General features: G+C 71.6%; 21 protein-coding genes. 5 read left to right on the forward strand and 16 right to left on the reverse strand.

The window, feature by feature from the left end; translation table 11 throughout:
- Window position 1: 1 nt before the first annotated feature.
- Window positions 2-520 carry a nitroreductase/quinone reductase family protein gene (locus tag ACVGV0_RS14135; protein WP_459156141.1) on the forward strand — a complete coding sequence of 173 codons (519 nt, stop codon included), beginning with the start codon at window positions 2-4 and terminating at the stop codon, window positions 518-520.
- Window positions 521-659: 139 nt separating this feature from the next.
- Here ACVGV0_RS14135 and ACVGV0_RS14140 read toward each other — a convergent pair whose 3' ends face one another.
- The 7 genes from ACVGV0_RS14140 to ACVGV0_RS14170 all read right to left on the reverse strand — a co-directional run bounded on the left by ACVGV0_RS14140 (window position 660) and on the right by ACVGV0_RS14170 (window position 10315).
- Window positions 660-2018, reverse strand: a complete 1359-nt coding sequence (locus ACVGV0_RS14140) for an MFS transporter (protein WP_459156142.1) — start codon at window positions 2016-2018, stop codon at window positions 660-662.
- Window positions 2019-2445: 427 nt separating this feature from the next.
- Window positions 2446-3621: a geranylgeranyl reductase family protein gene (locus ACVGV0_RS14145; RefSeq protein ID WP_459156143.1), complete on the reverse strand. Its 1176-nt coding sequence runs from the start codon at window positions 3619-3621 to the stop codon at window positions 2446-2448.
- A 419-nt stretch (window positions 3622-4040) separates the two neighbouring features.
- Window positions 4041-4925 carry a carbohydrate kinase family protein gene (locus ACVGV0_RS14150; RefSeq protein ID WP_459156144.1) on the reverse strand — a complete coding sequence of 295 codons (885 nt, stop codon included), beginning with the start codon at window positions 4923-4925 and terminating at the stop codon, window positions 4041-4043.
- Window positions 4926-4935: 10 nt separating this feature from the next.
- Complete coding sequence (locus ACVGV0_RS14155; RefSeq protein ID WP_459156145.1) at window positions 4936-5865, reverse strand: pseudouridine-5'-phosphate glycosidase; 930 nt, start codon at window positions 5863-5865, stop codon at window positions 4936-4938.
- Window positions 5866-6043: 178 nt separating this feature from the next.
- The gene (locus tag ACVGV0_RS14160) at window positions 6044-7678 is read right to left on the reverse strand and encodes a Na+/H+ antiporter NhaC family protein (RefSeq protein ID WP_459156146.1); all 1635 of its coding nucleotides are present in this window, start codon (window positions 7676-7678) and stop codon (window positions 6044-6046) included.
- 167 nt (window positions 7679-7845) lie between these two features.
- The gene (locus tag ACVGV0_RS14165) at window positions 7846-9495 is read right to left on the reverse strand and encodes an adenosine deaminase family protein (protein WP_459156147.1); all 1650 of its coding nucleotides are present in this window, start codon (window positions 9493-9495) and stop codon (window positions 7846-7848) included.
- A gap of 145 nt (window positions 9496-9640) precedes the next feature.
- The gene (locus ACVGV0_RS14170; RefSeq protein WP_459160016.1) at window positions 9641-10315 is read right to left on the reverse strand and encodes a GntR family transcriptional regulator; all 675 of its coding nucleotides are present in this window, start codon (window positions 10313-10315) and stop codon (window positions 9641-9643) included.
- Window positions 10316-10457: 142 nt separating this feature from the next.
- On the opposite strand from ACVGV0_RS14170, the gene ACVGV0_RS14175 reads away from it, so the two are divergent.
- The 3 genes from ACVGV0_RS14175 (at window position 10458) to ACVGV0_RS14185 (ending at window position 13461) form a co-directional block, all read left to right on the forward strand.
- Complete coding sequence (locus tag ACVGV0_RS14175; RefSeq protein WP_459156148.1) at window positions 10458-11363, forward strand: dihydrodipicolinate synthase family protein; 906 nt, start codon at window positions 10458-10460, stop codon at window positions 11361-11363.
- A gap of 95 nt (window positions 11364-11458) precedes the next feature.
- The gene (locus ACVGV0_RS14180; protein ID WP_459156149.1) at window positions 11459-12427 is read left to right on the forward strand and encodes an ornithine cyclodeaminase family protein; all 969 of its coding nucleotides are present in this window, start codon (window positions 11459-11461) and stop codon (window positions 12425-12427) included.
- A 32-nt stretch (window positions 12428-12459) separates the two neighbouring features.
- Window positions 12460-13461: a proline racemase family protein gene (locus tag ACVGV0_RS14185; RefSeq protein ID WP_459156150.1), complete on the forward strand. Its 1002-nt coding sequence runs from the start codon at window positions 12460-12462 to the stop codon at window positions 13459-13461.
- A gap of 75 nt (window positions 13462-13536) precedes the next feature.
- Here ACVGV0_RS14185 and ACVGV0_RS14190 read toward each other — a convergent pair whose 3' ends face one another.
- The 9 genes from ACVGV0_RS14190 to ACVGV0_RS14230 form a co-directional block, all read right to left on the reverse strand.
- A complete protein-coding gene (locus ACVGV0_RS14190) occupies window positions 13537-14667 on the reverse strand; it encodes a 3,4-dihydroxy-2-butanone-4-phosphate synthase (protein WP_459156151.1) in 1131 nt (376 codons plus the stop codon).
- Window positions 14664-15191, reverse strand: a complete 528-nt coding sequence (locus tag ACVGV0_RS14195) for a flavin reductase family protein (protein ID WP_459156152.1) — start codon at window positions 15189-15191, stop codon at window positions 14664-14666. The genes ACVGV0_RS14190 and ACVGV0_RS14195 overlap by 4 nt, the downstream gene beginning before the upstream one ends.
- 16 nt (window positions 15192-15207) lie before the next feature.
- Window positions 15208-16734, reverse strand: coding sequence for an aldehyde dehydrogenase (locus tag ACVGV0_RS14200; RefSeq protein WP_459156153.1), 1527 nt, complete (start codon window positions 16732-16734; stop codon window positions 15208-15210).
- A 5-nt stretch (window positions 16735-16739) separates the two neighbouring features.
- On the reverse strand, window positions 16740-17501 hold the full coding sequence (locus ACVGV0_RS14205) for an alpha/beta fold hydrolase (RefSeq protein WP_459156154.1): 762 nt from the start codon (window positions 17499-17501) through the stop codon (window positions 16740-16742).
- On the reverse strand, window positions 17498-18055 hold the full coding sequence (locus tag ACVGV0_RS14210) for an amino acid synthesis family protein (protein ID WP_459156155.1): 558 nt from the start codon (window positions 18053-18055) through the stop codon (window positions 17498-17500). The genes ACVGV0_RS14205 and ACVGV0_RS14210 overlap by 4 nt, the downstream gene beginning before the upstream one ends.
- A complete protein-coding gene (locus ACVGV0_RS14215) occupies window positions 18052-18663 on the reverse strand; it encodes an amino acid synthesis family protein (protein ID WP_459156156.1) in 612 nt (203 codons plus the stop codon). Before ACVGV0_RS14215 ends, ACVGV0_RS14210 begins: the two co-directional genes overlap by 4 nt.
- On the reverse strand, window positions 18660-19793 hold the full coding sequence (locus ACVGV0_RS14220) for an LLM class flavin-dependent oxidoreductase (RefSeq protein ID WP_459156157.1): 1134 nt from the start codon (window positions 19791-19793) through the stop codon (window positions 18660-18662). The genes ACVGV0_RS14215 and ACVGV0_RS14220 overlap by 4 nt, the downstream gene beginning before the upstream one ends.
- A gap of 2 nt (window positions 19794-19795) precedes the next feature.
- Window positions 19796-20512 carry a GntR family transcriptional regulator gene (locus tag ACVGV0_RS14225; RefSeq protein WP_459156158.1) on the reverse strand — a complete coding sequence of 239 codons (717 nt, stop codon included), beginning with the start codon at window positions 20510-20512 and terminating at the stop codon, window positions 19796-19798.
- A 248-nt stretch (window positions 20513-20760) separates the two neighbouring features.
- Complete coding sequence (locus tag ACVGV0_RS14230) at window positions 20761-22386, reverse strand: BCCT family transporter (RefSeq protein WP_459156159.1); 1626 nt, start codon at window positions 22384-22386, stop codon at window positions 20761-20763.
- 539 nt (window positions 22387-22925) lie between these two features.
- On the opposite strand from ACVGV0_RS14230, the gene ACVGV0_RS14235 reads away from it, so the two are divergent.
- Complete coding sequence (locus ACVGV0_RS14235) at window positions 22926-23639, forward strand: GntR family transcriptional regulator (protein WP_459156160.1); 714 nt, start codon at window positions 22926-22928, stop codon at window positions 23637-23639.
- Window positions 23640-23667 lie beyond the last annotated feature (28 nt).

Consider the following 23667-nt stretch of genomic DNA (forward strand, 5'->3'; position numbering starts at 1 on the left):
GTTGCGTCCGCTGACCCGGCTGGCCCGGCGCCTGAGCCACCACAGGTGGGCAGGTGAACTGGCGCTGCGGCTCGCACCCGCGGAGCGCGCCCTCCTCCTCCGCAGCAAGGGGCGGCGCAGCATCACCGGTGCGCTCGGCATCCCCCTGCTCCTGCTCCACACGTCCGGGGCCCGGAGCGGTTCGCCCCGCGCGGTGCCCCTGATCTACACGCCGCACGAGGGCGGCTACCTCGTCCTCGGATCGCACGGCGGCCGCGCCGACCATCCGCAGTGGACGTTCAACCTGCGGTGCGAGCCCCGTGCTGCGGTGACCCTCGACGGCGCCACCTTCCCGGTGCGGGCCGTGCTGTTGACGGGGCACGAACGGAGCCGCAGCTGGCCGATCGCGCTGGAGACCTGGCCACCGTACGAGACCTACACCCGGCTCTCCGGGCGGGAGCTTCCCGTGTTCCACCTTCGGCCCGATCCCGACCACGACCTCGACCCGGCAGGAGGATCACCCGGGGAGCGGCACCCGTGAGCCGACACCGCCGAACCGCCCGGCAGGTGCGTCCGCGGCGAGGTCGATCCGCGGTCGCCCGCAAGGGGCATCGGCCCGGGCGGAAGTCCGCCCCGACCGATGCCCCGGGCCCTTCAGCGGCGGTGCGTCGCGCCGGAGATCACAACCGCGTCGGAGCCGGGGCGGCCTCCGGCGAAGCCCCGGCGAGTTCGGCGCCCGACCGGTTGCGCGGAACCAGCAGCGTCACCAGCGCCCCGAGCAGGGCGATCCCGCCGAACAGGACGAAGGCGAGCTGTCCGCCCAGTCCCATGCCGATCAGGACGCCGCCGAGGACGGGACCGGCGATGCCGCCGAGCCTGCCGAACCCGGCGCACCACGCCACGCCCGCCGCGCGAGCGTTGGTCCCGTAGTAGTTGGAGACGAGCCCGTAGACCAGCACCTGGGTGCCGATCGTGCCGAATCCTGCGATCGCCACCCCTGCCAGCAGCACGACGAGCGGCAGTTCCAGCGCGAGCAGGCACAGGGAGATCGCAGCGAGCCCGAACGTGGTCGCGATGACCTGCTTCGCCCCGATCCGGTCGGCCGTCTGCGACGCGATGATGCTGCCGAAGATCGCGCCGAGGTTGAGCACGAGGAGGAACAGCAGCGAATACGACTCGCCGAAACCGTACTGCCCCATGATCTCCGGAAGCCACGTGTCCAACCCGTAGGTCAGCAGCAGACCCGAGAAGCTCATCAGCCCGAGGAGGAAGGTCGGCCACGCGTATCGCCGGGTCGCCAGCGCGGCGAATCCCACTTTCCCCCCGTTCGCGTCCTCCGCGGGTTGCTGCGCGGGGGACGGGAGCGGAACGCCCGTCTTCCGGGAGATCTCCCGAGCGCGTTCGACCTGCCCGCGGGAGTGCAGCCAGCGCGGGGACTCCGGCAACTTGGCCCAGGCCAGCGGGAGCAGCGTGACGAGCGGCAGCGCGCCGATCCAGAACAACCCGCGCCAGCCGACCGCGTCGGTGACCACGATGGCCAGCACCGAGGCGAGCACACCACCGGCGGGAACACCGCTGTAGACGACGGCGTTGAGCAGGTTGCGCTTCTGGGCCGGGGCGAACTCGGCGACCACGGCGCCGGCCGTGGCCACCAGCGCACCGACACCGATTCCGGTGATGAACCGGAACAGCCCGAACACCGCGATGTTCGTGGCCATCGCCGTGATTCCCATACCTGTGGAAAAGACGACGACGTTGGTCAGGACCATTCGGCGGCGACCGATGTGGTCGCCGATCGCTCCCGCGGTGAGCGCGCCGACCAGGACGCCCACCAGCGCGTAGCTGCCGAGCGCCCCCGCCTGGGCGGGCGTCAGCGCCCCGAGCTGGCTCGGGTCGTGCAGGAGCGTCGGTACGACGGTGCCGTAGACCACCAGGTCGTAACCGTCGAAGACGAGGGTCATCGCCGCCAGGAGGACCACCCAGCGGACAGTGCTCCGCTGTCTTTTCGCGTTGAGCTGATCCGGATTGTTTTCGGGCATCGCGTCTCCATCGACGTTGAGATCAGCGGGATTCCAACCGCGCGAGGAATCCGCCCTCCGGACGGGAGCAGCTCGACAACGCGAGGGAGACTGCCCTGCGATCTCCGGAGGATCGGTATCGCGGCCGTTGAGGTGTGCGGACACTGGCATCCACGTGCACGCCGCCGCACCGGACATTTGTCCGGGTTCCACCTAGGAACGTGCCCTCGTCCGGGCGCTGAACCGGTCCGGGCCTCCGCTGCTGCGATATGGATATGAATCCTTCGCGAACGCGTATTTGTCCGGCTCGGATACCCGTCTTACGATGCCGTGCACCACCTGCGGAGCGCAGCGCGGAAACGGGTCCGCCGCACGTGCTGCGAGGAGGTGCGCGCCTCGATCGGACGTCGAATGGAGGAGGCTGACCGCCCGGGCAACCAGGCCAGAACTAACTCACCGCGGACATGGCCGCCACCGCGGGTTTGAACAGCGGAGAATTCAGCACCTCGGGGATCGTCGCCCGTCCCGTGAGGTAGTCGTCCACTCGTCGCCACACCAGCGGGAACCGGGTGAGAGCGGTGTGCACGAGCGCCGGGTGCCGCGTGAAAATCCGCGCCAATCGTTCGCTCGCGCGCATTTCCGCCCCCAGCTCGGAGTCCACTTCCCGGTGGTACCTCTCCCCCTCGGTGCGCACGTCGGCTTCGCGCGCGGACCCCGCCAGCGAAGCCGCGGCACGCCCCGCCATCTTCCCGGAACGCAGGGCGAACGAAATTCCCTCGCGGAGCCACGGATCCGCCAGTCCTGCCGCATCGCCCGCCACGAGGACCGGCCCCCGTGCGAGCGGTGACTCGGTGAAGCGGCAGCGCGTCAGGTGCCCGGTGTTGCGCACCGGCTCGATGTCCGCGAAGTGGTGGCGGTCGAGGAATTCACGCATGTAACCGCGGGTCGCGTCCGGCGATCCGCGACTGCCGACCACCCCGACCGTGCAGATGTCCCCCTTGGGGAACACCCAGCCGAACGACCCCGGCAGCGGTCCCCACTCCAAGAGAGCTCGGCCGCTCCAGGCCTTCTCGGTTGCACCGTCGACGGGGACTTCGGCCTCGAGGGCCAGGTCGACCTGTCGGCACTGCACGCCCACGAACTTCGCGATGCGGCTGGCACTGCCGTCCGCGCCGACGACGGCACCGGCTCGCACCTGGTCGCCACCGCTCAACCGCAAGCGGACTTCGCCACCGCCCAGCTCCACGCCTTTCACCGCTGTCCCGTCGCGGATCGAAACACCCGCTCGTGCGGCCTCTTCCACCAACGCCGCGTCGAACTCGTCCCGGAACACCATCTTCGCCCACGGCGGCCGCGAAGGCAGCGTTTTCGGCGACTTCCCGTTCATGGACAGCGTGACGCGCCGCACCTCGTCGTAGATGTTGAGTTCCGTGCCGGGCGAAAGCGCTTCCAGCGAACCGCCCACCAGCCCACCACCGCACGTCTTGTACCGCGGAATCCCGTCCCGCTCAAGGAGGAGCACCGCGCAACCGCGCCCGGCAGCGGCTCTGGCAGCGGAAGTTCCTGCCGGACCAGCACCGACGACGACTACGTCCCAGAAATCGGGAGAGGGACGTTGCGACATGCCACCGGTTCCTTTCCTGCCGGGCGGAGCGGATCAACGCTGCCGCCCGCGAAGGGAACTCCAGGCGGAACAGCGGGATCGCACGAGTCCACCGGTGGCTCGTACACGCCGTTCCACCAGCGCCTTCGCCTCCCGGACCGTCTCACCGACCACCCGTGCGATGGAGGGTCGTCGCTGCTCTCATTTCATGATCACTGACGTTGCGACGTTGTCACGGGGGCTCCGCACCGTCAAGCACGACCAGCGGTCGTCCCCGTGGTTGCCGAGATGTTCCAGCCGATGGGCGTAATCCCGTTGCGACACCACCGATCCGAGCTCCGCGGCGCGGCAGCGCGAACGAGGAGATCGGGTCGCGAACGCTCCCCCAGCGGCGAGCGGTGGTCGCGGCCGGCAGGATCCCCCGACCCGACCACCTGCCATCAGGGTGCAGCGGGGTCGGCTGAGGCCCCGGGCGAGCTCAGCACTCGCGCAGCGGTGGCGTGGCCCGCTTCGCAGGCGGCGCGCAGACCGGCCCGTTGCAGGCGCGCGGTCAGGAACCCGGCTGCGAACGCGTCGCCTGCGCCGGTGAGGTCGCGCACTCCCCCCACCGGCGGCACCGCCACCCGCAGCGGGCCCCTCCCCGGCACGAGCACGGTGGTCGGCCGCGGACCGTTCTTGACCACCGCGGTGGTCCTCGGCAGCTCGAACAACGCCGGACCCGGTCGGGAGTACCGGATGAGTCCCAGGAACTCCGCCTCGTCCCGGTCGGCGAACAGCAACGCCGGGTCGAGCTCGGCCATCAGCGCGAGGAAGCGCTGCGCACCGTAGTGGCGCAGCATTCCGGTGGAGGACGCGTCCACCGACACCGCGGCCGCCTGCCGGTGCACGCGCCGCACCAGTTCGCACGCGGTGGTGGCCAGCGGATCGGCGGCGAAGCAGTAGGCGGGCAGGTGCAGGTGTTCCAGGTCGGCGGTCCACGCCGGGTCGACGTCCTCGAGGAGCACCGCCGCGCCGCGGTCGGGCAGCATGGTGCGCTCACCCCGGTCGTCGACGAGGACTACCACCGTCCCCGTGGTGCCGCTGCGTTGGACGGCGACGTCGACGGCCTCCTGCCGCAGCTGCGCGACGAGCGCGTCACCCGCGGCATCGGTGCCGACGCAGCCCAGGAAGCGCGTGGGATGGCGGGATGCCGCGAGGGCGGCGACGTTCGCTCCGCTACCGCCGCGCGTGCGGTGGACCGCCACCGCCGTGTCGGTGGCGTGCTGCAACGGTTCGTCCAACCGCACCACCACGTCCTCGAGGAGGTCGCCCACCACACCGAGCATGCCCCTCCCCTCACCTGCGTTCGGCGATGGCGGCGGCGATGTCGGCGGCGACGGCGATGTTGTTGCGGTAGGCGGCGATGTTGACGTCGAGGCTGCGACCGCCGGAGGCGCGCCGGAGGTGCTCGAGCAGGTACGGCGTGATGTCCTGGCCGGTGATGTTCTCCCGGTCGGCGGCCGCCCAGGCCTCGGCCAGCAACCTGTCGTGCTCCTCCGGTGGGAGCTGCTGCTCTGCGGGGATCGGGTTGGCCACCAGCAGGGCCGCACGGAGCCCGAGCGCGTCGCGGGCGGCGACCACGGCGGCGACCTCCTCGGGAGTCGCAGCGGAGTGCTCGATTCCGTGCCCGGAGTCGGTGATGTAGAAACCGGGGTAGCGCGTGGTGCCGTAACCGACGACCGGGAGGTTCAGCGTCTCGAACCGCTGCAGCGTGGCGCCGACGTCGAGGACGGATTTGACGCCGGCGCTGACGACGGCCAGCGGTGTGCGCGCGAGGGCCACCAGGTCGGCGGATTCGTCGAACGTCGTGGCCGCGCCGTGGTGCACCCCGCCGAGACCGCCCGTCGCGAACACGGGGACACCGGCCCGGTGCGCCAGGAACGCGGTCGCCGCCACGGTGGTTCCGCCACCGAGCCCCTTGGCCACGGCCACCGGCAGGTCGCGCGCGCTGATCTTGGCGGGTTCGTCCATCGTGCCCAGGCGCTCGAGCGCGTCCTCGGAGAGCCCGACCGTGGCGACCCCGTCGACGACGCCCACGGTCGCCGGAGCCACGCCGGCGTCGCGGAGCTGCTGCCGGGCGTGCAGCGCGACGTCGAGGTTGCGCGGATGCGGCAACCCGTGGGTGAAGATCGTCGACTCCAGCGCCACCACAGGTCGCCCCGCCTGCAGGGCGGAGCGCACCTCTTCCGAGACGAACACGGCTGCGGAGGTATCGGACCGCGGCATGGCACTCCTGGCGGGGAACGGGCACGGATCGTGCTCCGTGCGAGCCTATCGCCGCGCTCACCGCCGACCAACGACCTGAGCCCGCTCGGTTCCGGTGAACGTCACCCCGCACGCCGGTGCTCGCCGCCACAGGGGGACCGGGCGTCCGGGCAGCGCGGACCCGGACGCCCGGCCCCGGCTATCCCGCAGCCGGGGTGGTCCCGTCCTCGGAGGCGTCACCGGTCCCGGCGGTGGAGTCCTGGTGCCCGGCGTCCGGGCCGCGCTTGCCGAGGAAGCGCAGCCCCACCAGCATCACGCCGATCGACAGCAGGAACGCCACCCACCAGGGCACGCCGAATCCGACCGGTACGAGCCCGAGCAGGACCGCGATCGCCCCGACGTAGAGCGCGTACGGCAGCTGGGTGCGCACGTGGTCGACCACGTCGCACTCCGAGGCCAGCGAGGAGATCACGGTGGTGTCCGAGATCGGCGAGCAGTGGTCCCCCCACACGGCACCGGCGAGCACGGTCGCCACGCTCGCGTACAGGATCGGGTGCCCACCTGCCGCCGCCTCGCCTTGGGCCTGCAGCAGCGCCCACGCCAGCGGGACCGCGAGCGGCGTCAGGATGCCCATGGTTCCCCAGCTCGTTCCGGTGGCGAACGCGACCGCCGCAGCCAGCACGAAGAGGATCGCCGGCAGCAGGGAGGCGGGCAGGGCATCGCTGAGCGCTCCGGCCAGGAACTCCGCCGTGCCGAGCTCCTCGGTCAGCGAGGACAGCGCCCAGGCGGCGGAGAGGATGATGACCACGAACAGCACGGACTTCACGCCCGCGAACCAAGCGTCCACCACCTGCGCGAGCGTCAGGATGCGCTGCCCCACGCTCATCGCGGTCGCCACCAGCACGGCCAGCAACGAACCCCACACCAGCGAGGCGAACGGATCGCCCGCACCCATCCGCGCGAGGACCGAATCACCGGAGCCGGTGACGAGCAGCCCCGAGAAGGTCGTCACCACCAGGACCAGGATCGGCAGCAGCGCGTTGAGGAAGCGGCGCGGTGTGTGCTCGGCGGGCTTCAGCTCGGCTTCCACCTCGCCGCCCGATCCGAGGTTCGACCCCGGGCGCAGCACGGCACCGGTCTCCCGAGCGCGCCGCTCGGCGCGCGCCATCGGTCCGAAATCACGCCTGCTGGCGGCGATGGCGAACACGAAGAGGATCGCCAGCACCGGGTAGAAGGCGAAGCGCAGGGAGCTGACGAACACGGCGAACGCGCCCTGCTCGAGTCCGATCTTGCCGACGGCGTCGCCGATCAGGCCGACCTGGTACCCGATCCAGGTGGTGAACAGACCGATCGTGGCCACCGGCGCCGCGGTGGAGTCGACGACGTAGGCGAGCTTCTCGCGCGAGATCCGCAGCCGGTCGGTGATCGGGCGCATCGTGTTGCCCACGACGAGGCTGTTGGCGTAGTCGTCGAAGAAGATGGCCAACCCGAGGCCGCCGGTCGCGACCTGGCCGCGCCGCGGCGTGGACGCCCAGTGCGTCACCACCTTCACGATGCCGTCGGTGCCGCCGTTGCGGCGGATCACGCCGACCATCCCGCCGATCATCAGCGTGGCGACCACGATCATCATGTGGTCGTGGTCGGCCAGCGCGTCGACGATGTGCACACCGACCGTGTCGACCAGCGACGTGCCCACCCCGGCGAGGGTCGCTCCGCCCAGCAACCAGGCGCCGAGCCAGATGCCCGCGAACAGCGCGGGGATGACCTGGCGGGTCACCAGGGCGAGGCCGATCGCGAGCAGCGGCGGCAGTATCGAAGGCCAGGTCCCGGTCATCGAGTTCCTTTCGGCGTGACGCTCGGACGGAGTGCCGGTGTCCGGACGGCCTGCGCGGGGCCGCGTGCTGCCACCGGCGCAGCTCGGAAACGTGATCCCGATCACCACATGGAGATGACGAACACCGTATCCCCCGCACGGACGATCACCAACCGTCGCCCGTTGCTTCACTCCCCGTTCGAGCCCGGGATCGTTGCGCGGTCGCGGTGCGCGTAGTGCGCCTCGAACGCGTGGAACGCCACCTCCTGCCGCCACTGCAACCGGGCCTTGGTGCTGGAGCGCAGCAGCTCGGCGCAGGAGGCGACCGGAGCGCCCCTGCCGGGTGCGGGCGCGGCGCACTCCGGCCTCATCCGGTAGGTGTCGGCATCGGCCCACAGGCTCTCCCCGGGCATGAAGCCGTACTCCAGCGAGGCGCGCGCGCTGTCCTTGAGCTGCGAGTAGCTCAGCCCGAAGCGGGCGGCCGCCCTCCGGTACTCGGCGGTGATGTCGCTGCGCGAGACCCCCGGGTCGTCGGTGGACAGCGCGACCGGCACGTCGTGCTCCAGGTACGCGGGCAGCGGGTGCTCCTCGGGCCCGCACGCGCGCAGGATCTGGCAGTTGCTGGTCAGCGGGGCTTCGAGGGCGATGTCGTCCGCGGCCATGCGCTGCGCCAGCGAACGCCAGTCGTGCTCGTGCTGCAGGTCGACGCCGTGCCCGATCCGGTCGGCCCCGGCGACGCTGACGGCCTGGTTGATGTGGAAGGTCAGGTCCTCGGGTTTGACCAGCCCCGGCACCAGCTCCCCGGCGTGCAGCGTGACCTGCACGCCGGGGTAGTGCTCGCCCAGGTACTCGATCATGCGCATGTGCAGCGTGTAGTCCCGCAGCGAGACCGGGTCGTCCTCGGGCTGGACCATGTTCAGCCCCACGAACCGGGGATCGTCCTGGGCGAGTTCGAACCCCAGCAGCAACTGGGTGAACACGTTCGCCGGGTCCTGCGCCCGGGCGACCTGGTAGTCCAGCCGGACCTCCACGTCGCAGCCCGGCTTCGCGCGCGGTGTGCCGCAGTTCAGCAGCTCGCGCGCGCGGTCGACGTCCCGGTCGGTCCGGCGGACGGCGGCGTCCTCGACGTCGTCGAAGCCGTGGTGCAGCAGCTCCCGCCGCAGCCGACGGAAGTCCGCGGTGGTGTGCGGGTCGAAGCCGACCCGGTCCACCAGGTCCTGGATCCCGTCGTGCTGGCGCGACAACAGCGTTTCGACGTAGAACTGGTTCTGCCGGGAGGCGTCGGTGGCGACCTCGGCGAGCATGTCCCCGGTCCGCCCCTCCGCGGCGGCCGAGAACTTGCCGAACGTGGCGAAGAAGTGGTCGTGCCCGGACTCGGGCCCGCCCGGCTCGAAGCCCTCCATGGACCAGGCCTCGATCACCTCGCGGCGGAACGCCGGGTCGCTCCGCGCGTCGGAGGCCGGGCGCTGGCCGGTCTCGCACGGTCCGGGCGAGGAGGCCAGGGTACGGGCGTCGATGCAGCGACCGTCCTCGGCCGCGTAGCGGATCAGCGACTCGGTGGACACCGCCCCGACCAGGTGGTTGTGCAGGTCCCCGCCCTTGGGCACGGCCCGCGCGAACTCGGCGAGCTCCTCCGGCTGGGAGCGGATCCCGTCCAGGTACCTGTTCACCCGGCACTCCCGGTCCCGGGGATCGCAGTCGGCCGCCCGGGCGGGGGTCGTGGACAGCGCCGGGAACGAGACCGCGGTCAGCAGCGACACCGCTGCCAGACCGAGGACGCGGGGACCGCTGCGGCGTCGCGCGGGCCTGCGCGCTCGCTCGTTCGTGGTGGATGGCATGCGGGCTCCAGTGCGGTTCTTCGGCTTCCTCCCCTTCCGAGTTGATCACCTTCGTCGCCGTCCGCCCCGGACGCCACAGCCGGACGAGTTCATCACTCGTCGGAACGATCACGAGAACACGGACGCGCCGGAGGGGAGGACGCCCTCACCGCGGGTTCGGCCCGCCGTCGGCCGGTTTGGCCCACCGCCCCCGGGTCTGCGATATGTGCTCGCGCATGACCGATTCCACGGCGGACTCGTCGCGGGACTCGATGGTGTCGACGATCGTCAGGTGCTCCCGCGCGGCGCCTTCCAGCTCGCCCCGCTCGAGCATCGACGCCAGCCCGTACAGCCGGGTGTGCGCCCGCAGGTCCGAGACCAGCTCCCGCATCCGGGTGTTGTCGGCGTACGAGAGCAGTTCGAGGTGGAACTGGCGGTCGGCCTCGGTGTACTCGACCAGGTCCCCCGCCGCGGCCCAGTCGACGATCGCCTGCGCCATCCCCCGCAGGCGGGACAGGTCCTCGTCCGGGATCGACGGTGTCACGGCGCGCACCACGGGGGGTTCGATGAGCAGTCGGAGCTGGGTGATCTCGTCCAGGTCCTTCTCGCTGATCTCGGTGACGCGGAAGCCCCTGTTCCGCACGATCTCGACGAGGTTCTCCCGCGCCAGGTCCTGCATCGCCTCGCGCACGGGGGTGGCCGAGATCCCGAACCGGGCCCCCAGCGAGGGCGCCGAGTACACGACACCGGGCTCGAGCTCGCCGGAGATGATGGAAGCCCGCAGGGCGTGCGCGACGCGGTCGCGCAGGTTGACGCGATCCACCCGGCTGATGTTCGACATCGTCACTGGGCACACCTCCGGGACAACTGCATCGCCGGCGATGCTATGTGACGTTGCACCTCCGGCGCGGACCCTCCGGGCCTTGCCGCTCCAGTGCAATGTCACATAGCATTCCGCTGCCCGCTGCCGATCAGGAGGGGCCATGACTTCTCAGCACGAGCCGTGGCGCGGCATCCACGTCGCCACCGCGCTGCCGTTCCACGACGACCTGTCCGTCGACTACGACGGATTCGCCGAGCACGTGGGGTGGCTCGCCGAGCACGGGATGCACGGCGTCGCGCCGAACGGATCGCTCGGCGAGTACCAGACGCTCACCGCAGAAGAGCGCGCCCGCGTGGTCACCACCGCGATCGAGGCCGCGCCCGAGGGGTTCGGAGTGATGCCGGGCGTGGCCGCGTACGGCGCGCTGGAGGCCTGCCGCTGGATCGAGCAGGCCGCCGAGGCCGGTGCCCGGACGGTGCTGCTGCTGCCGCCGAACGCCTACCGCGCCGACCGGGGCACCGTGCTCGAGCACTACCGGGCCGCCGCGCGGGTCGGGCTGCCGATCGTGGCCTACAACAACCCGTACGACACCAAGGTGGACCTCGCGCCGGACCTCCTCGCCGAGCTGCACGCCGAGGGGTCGATCGTCGCGGTCAAGGAGTTCACCGGCGACGTGCGGCGCGCCTACGAGATCGCCGAGCTCGCGCCCGAGCTGGACCTGCTGGTCGGCACCGACGACGTCCTCGTCGAGCTCGGACTGGCCGGGGCCGTCGGCTGGATCGCCGGCTACCCGAACGCGCTGCCGGACGTGAGCCGCCGGATCTACGACCTGGCCACCTCGGGCGACCCGGCCGACCTGGAGCGGGCGATGCCGCTCTACCGCGACGTGCACTCGCTGCTGCGGTGGGACTCCAAGACCGAGTTCGTCCAGGCGATCAAGCTCTCCATGGACACCGCCGGCCGCCGGGGCGGACGATGCCGCCCGCCGCGGCGCCCGCTCGAACCGGAGGTCGCCGAGCGCGTCGTCGCCGGCACGAAGGCGGTGCTGGCGAAGGGCTACCGCTGAGCCGCCCCGCCGGGACGTGGGACCGCGGTGCCGCCCGCGCCGAGCAGCGCGGTCGAGCCACCGCACCTCCACCCGCCCGCGACGAAAGGACCGACGTGACCACCCGGCTGCCCTACGTCGACGCCGAGCAGATCACCGAGCTCGTCTCCAGCGCGCGAGCCGTCGACCTCATGAGCGATGCGCTGCGCGCGGGCTCCGTCGACCCCGAATCCGACACCCCCCGGTTGTCCGCTCCCGCCCCGAACGGCGAGTTCCTGCTGATGCCCACCGCCCTCGCGGAGCGGGCCGCGGTCAAGGTCGCCACGGTCGCCCCGGGCAACCCGGCGGCGGGGCTCCCGAAGATCCAGGGCGTGTACGTGCTGTTCGACTCCGCGACCCTCGCGCCGGTGGCGCTGATGGACGCGGTGGAGCTGACCCTCGTCCGCACCCCGGCGGCCACGACGCTGGCCGTGCGGCAGATGCTCGCCGCCGGGGACCGCGACCGGGTGGAGCGGCTCGTCGTGTTCGGCACCGGCCCGCAGGCCGAGCGCCACGCCCGCTGCCTGCACGAGGTGATCGCCCCCGGCGAAGTCGTGCTCATCGGCCGCCGGGAACAGGCGGCCCGCGAGCTCGCGGCGCGCTGCAAGGCCGACGGGATCGGCGCACGCGCCGGAAGTCGGGACGACGTCCGGCACGCCGAGGTCGTCGTCTGCGCCACCTCCTCACCGACGCCGCTGTTCGCGGACGAGCTCGTCGGCCCGGACACCGTCGTCGCCGCCGTCGGAGCGCACGGTCCCGACCACCACGAGCTGCCGCCGGCGCTGCTCCGGCGCGCGGACGTCGCGGTCGAGGGGAGGGCGTCGGCGATGCGCGAAGGGGGCAACCTGCTGGCAGCGCGGCCGGCGGCGGAGTGGGAGCGCATCGACGTGGCCAACCTCGCCGACCTCGCCACCGGGCGCCTCACCCGGCACGCGGGCCGCCCCGCGGTGTTCTCCGGCGTCGGCATGTCCTGGGAGGACCTCGTCGTCGCGAGCGAAGTCGCCGCCCAGCTGCACGATCCCCTCGGCGGCGAGCACCACGGCTGACGCGCAGGACGGGCTTCCCAGGAGGGACGAGCATGCGGACCACCCGAGTCATCAGCGCCGTCGACTCGCACACCGAGGGCATGCCCACCAGGGTCGTCACCGGCGGTGTGGGGGTCCTCCCGGGCGATTCCATGGCCGAGCGGCGGCAGTGGTTCGCGGAGAACTCCGACGACCTGCGCACGCTGCTGATGTGCGAGCCGCGCGGCCACGCGTCGATGAGCGGCAGCATCCTGCAGCCGCCGACCCGGCCCGACGCCGACTGCGGCGTCCTGTTCATCGAGGTGTCCGGGCTGCTGCCGATGTGCGGGCACGGGACGATCGGGACCGCGACCGTCCTGGTCGAAACGGGCATGGTGGCGGTCACCGAACCGGTCACGACGATCCGGCTCGACACCCCCGCCGGGCTCGTCACCGCCGAGGTCGCCGTCGCCGACGGGCACGCGGAGGCGGTCACCATCCGGAACGTGCCCGCGTTCTCGCTGGCGCTGGACCAGTCGGTCGCGGTCGATGGCTTCGGCGAGGTCGCCTACGACATCGCCTACGGCGGCAACTTCTACGCCGTGGTCGACCTCGAGGACCTCGGCCTGCCGTTCGAGCGGGCCGCCAAGCAGCGCCTGCTCGACGCCGGGACGGCGATCATGACCGCGATCAACGAGCAGAATCCGCCGGTGCACCCGGCGCGGCCGGAGATCGGCGGCTGCCACCACGTCTACCTCAAGGCACCGGGTTCGACCGCCCGGCGCTCGCGGCACGCGATGGCGATCCACCCAGGTTGGCTCGACCGCTCCCCGTGCGGGACCGGAACCAGCGCCCGGATGGCCCAGCTGCACGCGCGCGGGGAGCTCGACCTCGGCAGCGACTTCGTCAACGAATCCTTCATCGGGACGACCTTCACCGGTCGACTGGTGGAGCGGACCGAGGTCGCGGGGAACACCGCCGTGGTCCCGACGATCACGGGGCGGGCGTGGGTGACCGGAACGGCGCAGTACATGTTGGACCCCGCCGACCCGTTCCCGGCCGGGTTCGAGCTGTAGTCACCGCTGCCGCAGCAGGTAGGACGGCCGGCACCCGCGCCGTCGTGGCAGGCACCGGCCCGCTCGTGCGGGCGGTCACCCCGCGCGCGAGCCCGGGTCCGCAGCGCTCACCCCGAAGTCCGGTGCGCGGTGGCCCCCCGCCGGAGGTGGCGCGGTGGTTCCGCGCCGGAGCCGAGCTCCGGGCATGCCCAGATCTGCCAGGATCGCCGCCGCTGCCCCGTCCTCGACCGCTGTCGGAGCCGCCGCACCACCGCAGTCCGCCCCGGCTGCGGAGCCGGTGTCCCGGGAACCGTGGCGGAGGTAGACGACCGTACCGCCGTGCGCAGCGGTGTCGGCCAGGGCTTCGTCGAAGCGGCGGCGGCAGTCGCAGGCGGGGCTGCCCAGGACGTCACCGGTGGGGCACTCGCGGTGGACCGCGACCAGCGGCCGTCCGACGGGCGAGGGCGGGCCGACGAGTGCGAGGTGCTCGGCACCGGTGATGTGATCGCGGTAGTCGATCACGTCGAACTGCCCGTGCAGCGTGGAGACGCTGCGCCGCGTTCCGCGCTGCACCCTCCCCCGCAGGCCGTCGCCGCGGAAGAGCCGGTACCGGACGAGCTCTCCCACCGTCACGGCCGGCAGATCGTGCTGCTGCGCGAGCGCAGCGATGCCCTCCGCCCCTTCGGGTGGATCGGCCACGGCGGAGACGATCCCGACCGGGGCGAGACCGGCCAACGCGCACAGGTCGACGGCCGCCTCGGCGAATCCGCGGCACCCGAGGAGTCCCCCGGTCCCCGTTCTCAGCCCCAGCACGTGCCCGGGGCGCACGAGATCACCGGGCCCGGAGTGCGGGTCGGCCAGCACGCGGGCCGTGCGGGTCCGGTCGGAAGCGCTGATGCCGGTGGTGACACCGCAGGCGGCGTCGACCGCCACGGTGTACGCGGCGCGGGGGGAACGACCGGGCCGCACCATCGGAGGAAGGTCGAGCCCGTCGGCCCGGTCTTCCGGCAGCGCGGCGCACAGCAGGCCCGAGGTGTACCGGACCGCCCACGCCACCCAGGACACCTCCGCCAACGCCGCCGGCAGCACGACGTGGACCGGCCGATCCGGTTCCCGCTCGTCGGCCACCAGCACGGGGCGGCCGGAACGCAACGACCTCAGGGCGTCCTCGACGGTGCCGAGCGCGTCGTCCGCGCACCGGTCGTCCACGAGCGCTCCGGCGCTCACGAGACCTCCTCCAAACCGGAGAGGGCGTGGAAGCTGCTGGCGTGGAACACCAGGGGTCCGTGCTGCGGGTGGACGCACTGCCGGTGCACCCGGAACAGGACGACCTCGTGGTCCCCGGCCGAGACGGTGCTCTCCACGGCGCAGTCCAGCCACGTCGTCGCTCCGTGCAGGAGCACGGCGCCGTCGTCCGTGGCCTGCCAGCTCAGCCCGGCGAAGCGGTCACCGCTGCGGGCGGCGAGCTGGCGGCACGCGCGGTTCTGCGAATCCCCGAGCACCGACAGCCCGATGCGCGGGCGCAGCTGCAGGTCGGGCCACGTGGTGGACGTGTGCTGCACGCACAGGCCCACCAGCGGCGGATCCAGCGACACCGGGACGAACGCACTCGCGGCGATGCCGCTCGGAGCGCCTCTCCCGTCCAGTGCGGACACTGCGGTGACGCCGCTGGGGAAGCGCCCGAAGGCGGTGCGGAGTCCGGTCTCGTCGACGGCACCGTCGGTGCCCACGGTCGGGGTCAGTTCCGTCATCGGGGCCTCCTCGAAATCAGGACCGCATCACGAACGGATCGCTTGCGGGTTCGTCACTGGTGTTGATCCACACGCTCTTCAGGCGCGTGTACTCGCGGACCACCTCGGTACCGTGCTCGACGCCGAGGCCGGAGCTCTTGAAGCCGCTGCGCGGCGACATCGGGGACATGGCGCGGTACATGTTGACCCACACCGTGCCGGCGTCGAGCGCGGACGCGACGCGGTGCGCCCGCCCCAGGTCCTTGGTCCAGATGCCAGCGGCCAGGCCGTAGCTGGTGTCGTTGGCGATGCGGAGCGCCTCGTCCTCGTCGTCGAAGGGGATGACGGCGACGACCGGGCCGAAGATCTCCTCCTGGCAGGTGCGGCTCTCGTTGCCCAACCCGGTGAACACGGTGGGCTGGTGGAACCACCCGCCGAGCCCGGTCTCGGGGCGGCCGCCGCCGTAGGCGAGGGTCCCGCCCTCCTGCTGGGCCGCGGCGACGTACTCCTCCACCTTCGTCCGCTGCGCCGGGGTCGCGAGCGGTCCCAGTTCGGTTTCCGGGTCCGCCGGGTCCCCGATCCGGATCGTGCCCGCGCGCTCGACCACGCGGGCCACGAGTTCGTCGTGCACCGAACGGTGCACCAGAACCCGGCTCCCCGCGATGCAGGTCTGCCCGGCAGCGGCGAAGATCCCGGCGATGACGCCGTTGGCGGCGCTGGCCAGGTCGGCGTCGGCGAAGACGAGCTGCGGGGATTTCCCGCCGAGTTCGAGGCCGGCCCGGACCAGCCGCTTGCCGGCGCGCTCGGCGATCCACGCACCGGTCGCGGTGCTGCCCGTGAACGAGAGCTTGCCGACGTCGGGGTGGTCCACCAGCGGTGCACCGGCACCGGAGCCGAATCCGGTGACCACGTTGACGGTCCCGGGCGGGAAGCCCGCCCGCTCGAACAGCGGCGCCAGCGCCAGCATCGAGGCGCTGGTGTACTCGGAGGGCTTGATCACCGCGGTGTTGCCGCAGGCCAGTGCCGGGGCGATCTTCGCCGTGGTCAGCAGGAGCGGCGAGTTCCACGGGGTGATCGCTCCGACCACCCCGACGGGTTCCCGCAGGGTGTAGTTGAGCACGTCGACGTTGCTGGCGGGGATGGTCTCGCCGTGGATCTTGTCGGCGAGGCCCGCGTAGTAGTGGTAGTACTCCGGAATTCCGGCGAGCTGGGCTTTCATCTCGCGCAGCAGCTTGCCGTTGTCGGTGGTCTCGGTGCGCGCGAGCTCCTCCGCGTTCTCGGCGATCAGCTCACCGACGCGACGCAGCAGAGCACCCCGCCGGGATTGCGAGAGTCGTTGCCAAGCACGCGATTCGAACGTTCGCCTGGCCGCGCCCACGGCGTGCTCCACGTCTGCGGAGCTGCCCCGAGCTGCCTCGTACCACGGCTGGCCGGTGGCCGGGTTGTCGCTGGTGAAGTACTCCCCCTCCGCGGGCGGCACCTCCTCGCCGCCGATGTAGTGCTCGTACCGGGGAAGTCGGTGTTCCTGCGCTGCGGATTCGGGCGAAGATGCAAGTGCGGTCATCGTTGTCACGCTCCTGATGGGCATACGAGCGGGCGGCCGCCGACGTTCGCCAGGATCGCGTCGGCGACAGCACCCGGACACTCCAGCGGCAGCAGGTGGCGGGCACCGGGCACGGCGGTCCACTGCCCCCGCGGCACGCGATCCGCCACCGCCGCCGACATCTCCGGCGTGGATCCCGGATCGCCGGCTCCGGTGAGCGCAGCCACCCGCGGCGACAGGTGCGGCAGGCTCGGCCACAACTCGGCGTCGGCCTCGGCGAACACCGCGTAGCAGGCCAGGTAGGAAGTGGGGCGGTTCGCCCGCAGCACGGCGCGCACCCGCTCCACCAGCTCCGGTTCCGCAGCTCGCCACTGCGGTGAGAACCAGCGCTGCACGGCCGCCTCGAACGTCTCCGGAAGATCCCGGCGGGCTGCTGCCAAGCGGTCCCGCACCGCGGCCCGTTCCTCCGCGGACCGGCCCGCCACACCGCTGACCAGGGTCAGCGAAGCCACCCGCTCCGGGTGGTCCAGCGCGAACCGCGTGGCCACCAGGGCGCCGAGCGAGAACCCGACCAGGTGGACCGGGGTGGATCCGGGGACCACCTGGTGCAGCGGTGCGGCGAGGTCGGCGAGCGTCGTGCCCGGTTCCGCGTCGGGGGCTCGCCCGTGCCCGAGCAGGTCCGGGGCGCGGACCGCGCAGCGCGGGGCCACGATGCGTTCCACGCGCTCCCACATGGTGCGGTCCAGCCCCACGCCGTGCAGGAGCACCACTTCGGCCGGTCCGCTCACGACTCGTTCGCCAGCGGGGCCAGCCGCGCTTGCGGACGCCCTTGCGCAGCAGCGGCGAGGCCGATGACGATCTCGTCCGCCCGCGGGGCGTCGGGAAGCCGCGCCTCCGCGGTCTGGTGATGCGAGCGGGTCGTCGCGTCCGTCACGTGCTTCAGCGGGATGTCGAAGACCGTGCCGGCCGCGGCGCGCTTCTCCACCGCCGGCAGGAGCGTGCTCGCCTGCGCCGCCGCGCGGAAGTGATCGCCGAACTCGAGGGTGTGGATCAGGCCGGAGCCGTGCTCGATCTCGCCGTCCAAGCCGACGATCGCGGCCTTGCCGTACGCTTCGACGGGTGCGTCGAGCGCCGTGACGACGCGATCGCTGAGCAGCTTGCCCAGGTCCGGGGCGGCGGCATCGATGCCCGGCCCCAGATCGTCGACGAAACCCCTTCCGGCCCAAGGGTTCTCGATCACCGCGAGCACGACCGCGACCCGGGCGGCCGGGTCGACCGGACGGCCGCCTTCGGTGAGGGTTTCGTCGATCGTGGTCGAGATGCTGCGGATGGAGGTGCTCATGAGACGTGCTCCAGATCGGATCGGGTGAGGACGGCGTCATCCACCGCCGCGTCGGTCTTCCGGTCCCCGATGCGGGCGTTCGGGCGAGGTCCGTCCGATGCCGCGGCGATCACGGCGATCTCCCCCGGCCGCGGACCGTCGGGGACCCGCACGGGAAACGTCTGGTAGTGCGAGCGCGTGGCCGCGTGGTCCTTGTGCCACAGCGGAACGCTCAGCGTCTCCCCGGCCGCGGCCCGCTGGTCGGAGAAGACGATGATCGATTCTCCGCGCGTGCGGTTGCGCAGCACGTCGCCGAAGTACGGGGTGTGGATCAGCGCACCGGCGTGCTCGATCTCGCCGTCCAGCCCCACGATCGCGGCCTTGCCGAACGCCTCGACGGAGGCGGTGCCGCCCAGGGCCGCCAGCAGGCGATCGGACAGCGCGTGCGCGACCCGCGGCGCCAACCGCTCGGACTCCCCCGAGAGGTCGTCCTGCACACCGCGTCCGAGCCACGGGTTGGCCAGCACCGCGACGGCGGCTGCTCGGCGGGTCGGGTTCCGCACGGGTTCGCCCAGTTCGTGCAGCGTTTCGTCGACGAGCGTGACGATCCGGCGGAATTCCCCGCTCATGCGTTCTCCCCGGAGAACTGCGGCATGACCTTCTCGGCGAAGAGCTCGAAGCTGCGCATCGCCTTGCGGTGCTCCATGCCCGGGTGCGTCGTCCACAGCATCAGGTCCTGCAGGTTCAGCTCGTCGTTGAGCTCGTGGATCTTCTCGGCGACGAAGTCCGGGGTTCCGACGAGGAGGTTGCGCTCGGCGAGGAAGTCGTAGTCCAGGTCCCGCCCGGTGATGTCCTCGTCGGGACCGCTCAGGTTGCCCAGCCCGCGCCAGTGGCAGACCCACCGGTACGAGGTCAGCAGGGCCTCTTCGAAATCGGCGCGCGCCTGCTCCATCGTGTCGGCGACGTAGACGTCGCGCACCAGCGACAGACCCTCGCCGAGCGGCTGCGCGCTCCCGGTGGCCTCCGACAGCGCGTCCCGGTAGAGGGCGAACCGGTTCTTGAGCTCGGAAACCGGTGGCATCCAGAAGATCCCCTTCATCCCCGCCCGGGCCGCGCTCTCGATCGACCGGGGGGAGTCGATCACCTGCGACAGCGGCGGGTGCGGGCGCTGCAGCGGTTGCGGGACGACCTGCAGCTTCGTGATGGTGCCGTCCTCTGCCGCGAACTCCGGGGACGCCGGGGAGAGCGGGTGGTTCCAGGAGATCCCCGGCGCGGGGATCTGGTGGAACCGCCCCTGGTGCTCGAAGAAGTCACCGCTCCACGCCTTGCGGAGGAGTTCGAGCGTCTCGTCGAACAGGGCCCGGTTCTGCTCGGCGTCCCGCGGATCCGCGGCCGGATTGAGGTTCATGGCCTCGCGCCCGTACAGGCCGCGCCCGACTCCGACCTCCGCCCGGCCGCCGGAGAGCTGGTCGAGCATGGCGATGTCCTCGGCCAGCCGCAGGGGGTTCCAGAACGTCACGATGTTCGCTGCCTGACCGATCCGGATCCGCGAGGTGCGGGCCGCGATGTCGGTGCCCATCAGCACCGGGTTCGGGACCAGCTCGAAACCCTCGTGCCCGAAGTGGTGCTCCGTGTACCAGATCGAGTGGTAACCGGCCGCATCGGCGAGGGTGGCCACCTCGCGCATCTCGTCGAAGACGCCCGCGACGTCGTGCAACCGTCCCGGTGCTCCGACGTTGTGGAAGATGGAAAACCGCATCGCTACAACTCCTCCCTGGGTGGGTCACCACCGGTGATCGGGTCCTCGGCGGACATCGTCGCCCGCTCGCTGGACCGAACGTGGTCGCGCATGGCGAATTCCGCGCCGAAACCGTCCTTCTCGCGAACGAGCTCGAGGACGCGCCGGTGTTCGGACAACGAGTCGCCGAGCCGCCCCGGACGCGTCAGCGACGCCGAGACCAAGCGGTGGTAGGCCAGCTGGTTCATCAGCGTCTGGTAGTGGGCGCTGAGCCGGGTGCTGTCGGCTCCGGTGACGAGCAGACCGTGGAACTCGTGGACCAGCTCCGAGTAGTCGTCGGTGTCCCCCCGCGCGACGGCTCGCTCCGACTTCGCGATGTTCTCCTCGAGGTGGTCGAGCACGGGCACCGGCCCGCGGGCCGCCAGCAGGCGGGCGGCCATCCCCTCCAGGACCTCCTTGAGCTCGAACAGCTCCACGATCTCGCGACGGGTCGGGATCCGCACGAACGTCCCCACTCGCGGACGGATCTCCGCCAGCCCCTCGATCTGCAGCTGTTTGAGCGCTTCCCGCACCGGCGTGCGGCTGACCTCGTACTCAGCAGCCAGTGCCGTCTCGGACAACAGCTGCCCGGGCTGGTAGGCCCCGCTCACGATGGCGTACCGCAAGCCGTCCAGCACGCGGGCCTGAGCACCGTTCCCGCTCGACGGCACGGCGGTACCACTGACCGCTGTCTCTTGCATGCAAGCAACGTATCCCCTGTTCCGCGCCGGGTCAACCTCGTGCGGCGGCGAAAATTCCCGCATGTGCACATATTCTTGGGAATTCGCGGAAGCGGGGGCCTGCGTCGGCACGGCCGCTCCTCCGGAATCGCGCACGCGAATAGACGTCTGTTGCATGCATGTGCTTCTGAAGGGCGCGTCCGAGCACGCGGCACCCGCGGCTGCTGCGCCGCCTCATCGCGGCGGCTCGGCGCGGCCCGCACGAGGCCTCATTCGGTCGAGGCCGCAGTGGGGACGACCTCGGTGGCGCCGTCCGCACGCGCCTCCTCCGGGGCGGCGCAGGACCGGGGCGCGGCCTCGCCCTCCGGCGCGGGAGCCGCGGGCGCACCCACCTCCGCCGCCAGGTCCTTCGCGAGCGAGACCGCCACTCCCAGCACGACGAGCAGGAACGGGGCCGAACTGACGATCACCATCTGCTGCAGCGACTCCAACCCGCCTGCGACGAGGAGCGAGCTCGCCGCCGCTCCGGTCACCACGCCCCACAGGGCCAGGATCCGCGCCGGCGGGTGCTGCGTCCCACGGCTGGTCAGCATTCCGAGGACGAACGTGTTCGCGTCCGCACCCGAGACGAAGAACAGCGCGACGAGGAGGATCGTCAGCGTCGAGGTGATCGGGGACAGCGGCAACGTCTGCAGCGTCGCGAAGAAGGCCGAGTTCGCGTCGGCGGCGGCCGCCGCCGCGATCCGGGTGCTCCCGGCCAGGTCGCTGTGGATCGCGGTACCTCCGAAGACCGCGAACCACGCCGAGAACACGAGGCTGGGCACGAGCAGCACCCCCAGGACGAACTCGCGGACCGTGCGCCCGCGGGAGATCCGGGCGAGGAAAACGCCGACGAAGGCGGCCCAGGACAGCCACCAGGCGAGCATGAAGTAGGTCCAGGACTGCATGAATCCCAGGTCCCCGCTGGCGGGGGTGATCAGACTGGTCGGCACCAGCTCGCCGAGGTAGCGCCCGGTGGACTGCACGTAGAGGTTGACCAGGTAGACCGTCGGCCCGGCGACGAGGACGAACACGAACAGCAGGGCACCCAGGCTCATGCTCGTCTGCGACAGGTAGCGGATTCCGCGGGCCACGCCCGTCAGCGCGGACGCGGTGAACAGCAGGGTGATGACCGCGATGATCGCGAACTGCACGAGCACGGATCCGGGGACCCCGAACAGCGCGGTGAAGCCGCCGTTGATCTGCATCGCACCGAGACCGAGCGAGGTGGTCGTGCCGAACAGCGTCGCGAGAACGGCGAACACGTCGATGGCCACACCGGCGGCGCCGTCGGCGCGATGCCCGAGCAGCGGCCGGAACAACGCGCTGACCAGGCCGGGACGGCCACGGCGGAACATCGACCAGGCCATCGCCAGCCCGACGACGGCGAAGATGCCCCAGGCGTGCAGGCCCCAGTCGAAGAACGAGAACTGCAGCGCCCGCACCGCCGCGTCCGGGGTCATCGGTTCGGCCAGTCCGTGCGGGGGTTCGGCGAGATGCGCGATCGGCTCGGCGACCCCGTAGGAGATCAGCCCGATCCCCATCACGGCCGAGAGGATCATCGCGTACCAGCTGAACCGGCGGAACGCCGGACGTTCGTCGTCCCGTCCGAGGCGCAGCCGGCCGTACCGGCTGCACGCCAGGAAGAGGAGGAAGGCCAGGAACCCCAGCGACACCAGCAGGTAGGCCCAGCCGAACCCGCTGGTGATGCCGCCGAGAGCGGCGGAGCCGACGCGGGACAGCGTGTCGCCGGCCGCAACACCCCAGACGACGATGGCCAGGGCCAGGGCCAGCGAGAGGTACAGGACGGAGCCGGGACTCCGGCGCTCCGGCAACGCGGGAGGGGTGTCAGACATCGTTGTCTCCGTGAGCCGACGGGAGGGGCGGCGCGGTGCGCCGTACCCGCAAGGGCGAGCGGGTGATTGCGATGCGCGACACTGTTGCATGCAAGAATACCGCGGTCAATGCCGAATCGGGCGGCTCCTGTTGTCGTGAACCTCCGCCTGTTAACCGCGTGATCAGCGCCCAATCGTTACTTGCGGTCAACCGCGGGCGCAGTACTCGCCGGATTCGCAGAACGACATCGGCACATGTTGCATGCAAGCAAGAGCACGCATGGAGCCTCGCCGAGGGACCGATCCCGATCGCCGCGCCCGACGCGCTCGCACCCCCGGGGGCGATGCCCCGCGCCCCGCGGAACCGGTGCGCTCCTTCGGCGCCGCCCGCGGCGGCGCGCACCGGCACCACCTCCCGCTCGCGCAGCCGCCCGGTCCGCGCTGCTCTCCCCGCCCTGCCGCGGGAACACCGGGCCCTGCACCGATCGCGAGGCCGAAGAACACCGTTTTGGATGAAGCAACGCGTTGCGCATGGCGCGTGATATACCTACGATACATCTGTGGCGGGAATCACAGGTACTGCTCTCGGGGCGGGCGGCCACCAGCTGCCCGACCTGGTCACGCTCGAGCCCGGCTGCCACCACGTGGCCAGCCTCAGCGAGAAGGCGTACTACCTGCTCCGGGACCGGCTGATCACGCTGCGGATCCAGCCGGGGGCGACGATCGACGAGCGCGCCCTGCAGGAGGAGCTCGGCGTCGGCCGCACGCCGCTGCGCGAGGCGCTCCGCAAGCTCGCCGACGACCGGCTCGTGCAGGTCGTGGCTCGCCGGGGGACGTTCGCGACCCCGCTCGACCTCGGTGCGCTCAGCGCCATCAGCGAGGTGCGCGCGGAGCTCGAGTCCCACGCCGGTCACCTCGCGGCGAGGCGGGCCACCGACGACGACCGCGACGCCATCAAGGGGGTGCTGGAAGCGCTCGACGCGCGCACGATCAGCTCCAGCCCCCGGGACCTGCTCCAACTGGACCTGCTCATCCACCGCGTCGTGCACCGGGCGACGCACAACACGTACCTCATCGCAACGCTCGACGAGTACTACGTGCACAGCCTGCGGATGTGGTTCCTCGTGCTCGACCGCCTCGACCGGTTCGGGCACGCCCTGGACAGCCACCGCGACCTGCTCACCGCCGTCACCGAGGGCGACGCCGCGGCGGCGCAGCGGATCCTGCGCGACCACGTCACCGAATTCGAACAGGAGATACGGGCGGTGCTCTAGCACGGCCGACAGGCACGACAACCCGATT

It is taken from the genome of Salinifilum ghardaiensis, from assembly GCF_054491345.1.

What these genes read in the sequence shown, in the direction of transcription:
- ACVGV0_RS14155 (WP_459156145.1), bottom strand. Translation starts at nt 5,865, where the DNA reads ATGCCGCGGTCCGATACCTCCGCAGCCGTGTTCGTCTCGGAAGAGGTG.
- ACVGV0_RS14160 (WP_459156146.1), bottom strand. Translation starts at nt 7,678, where the DNA reads ATGACCGGGACCTGGCCTTCGATACTGCCGCCGCTGCTCGCGATCGGC.
- ACVGV0_RS14140 (WP_459156142.1), bottom strand. Translation starts at nt 2,018, where the DNA reads ATGCCCGAAAACAATCCGGATCAGCTCAACGCGAAAAGACAGCGGAGC.
- ACVGV0_RS14150 (WP_459156144.1), bottom strand. Translation starts at nt 4,925, where the DNA reads ATGCTCGGTGTGGTGGGCGACCTCCTCGAGGACGTGGTGGTGCGGTTG.
- ACVGV0_RS14210 (WP_459156155.1), bottom strand. Translation starts at nt 18,055, where the DNA reads ATGAGCACCTCCATCCGCAGCATCTCGACCACGATCGACGAAACCCTC.
- ACVGV0_RS14145 (WP_459156143.1), bottom strand. Translation starts at nt 3,621, where the DNA reads ATGTCGCAACGTCCCTCTCCCGATTTCTGGGACGTAGTCGTCGTCGGT.
- ACVGV0_RS14185 (WP_459156150.1), top strand. Translation starts at nt 12,460, where the DNA reads ATGCGGACCACCCGAGTCATCAGCGCCGTCGACTCGCACACCGAGGGC.
- ACVGV0_RS14225 (WP_459156158.1), bottom strand. Translation starts at nt 20,512, where the DNA reads ATGCAAGAGACAGCGGTCAGTGGTACCGCCGTGCCGTCGAGCGGGAAC.
- ACVGV0_RS14175 (WP_459156148.1), top strand. Translation starts at nt 10,458, where the DNA reads ATGACTTCTCAGCACGAGCCGTGGCGCGGCATCCACGTCGCCACCGCG.
- ACVGV0_RS14200 (WP_459156153.1), bottom strand. Translation starts at nt 16,734, where the DNA reads ATGACCGCACTTGCATCTTCGCCCGAATCCGCAGCGCAGGAACACCGA.
- ACVGV0_RS14165 (WP_459156147.1), bottom strand. Translation starts at nt 9,495, where the DNA reads ATGCCATCCACCACGAACGAGCGAGCGCGCAGGCCCGCGCGACGCCGC.
- ACVGV0_RS14195 (WP_459156152.1), bottom strand. Translation starts at nt 15,191, where the DNA reads ATGACGGAACTGACCCCGACCGTGGGCACCGACGGTGCCGTCGACGAG.
- ACVGV0_RS14215 (WP_459156156.1), bottom strand. Translation starts at nt 18,663, where the DNA reads ATGAGCGGGGAATTCCGCCGGATCGTCACGCTCGTCGACGAAACGCTG.
- ACVGV0_RS14170 (WP_459160016.1), bottom strand. Translation starts at nt 10,315, where the DNA reads ATGTCGAACATCAGCCGGGTGGATCGCGTCAACCTGCGCGACCGCGTC.
- ACVGV0_RS14220 (WP_459156157.1), bottom strand. Translation starts at nt 19,793, where the DNA reads ATGCGGTTTTCCATCTTCCACAACGTCGGAGCACCGGGACGGTTGCAC.
- ACVGV0_RS14230 (WP_459156159.1), bottom strand. Translation starts at nt 22,386, where the DNA reads ATGTCTGACACCCCTCCCGCGTTGCCGGAGCGCCGGAGTCCCGGCTCC.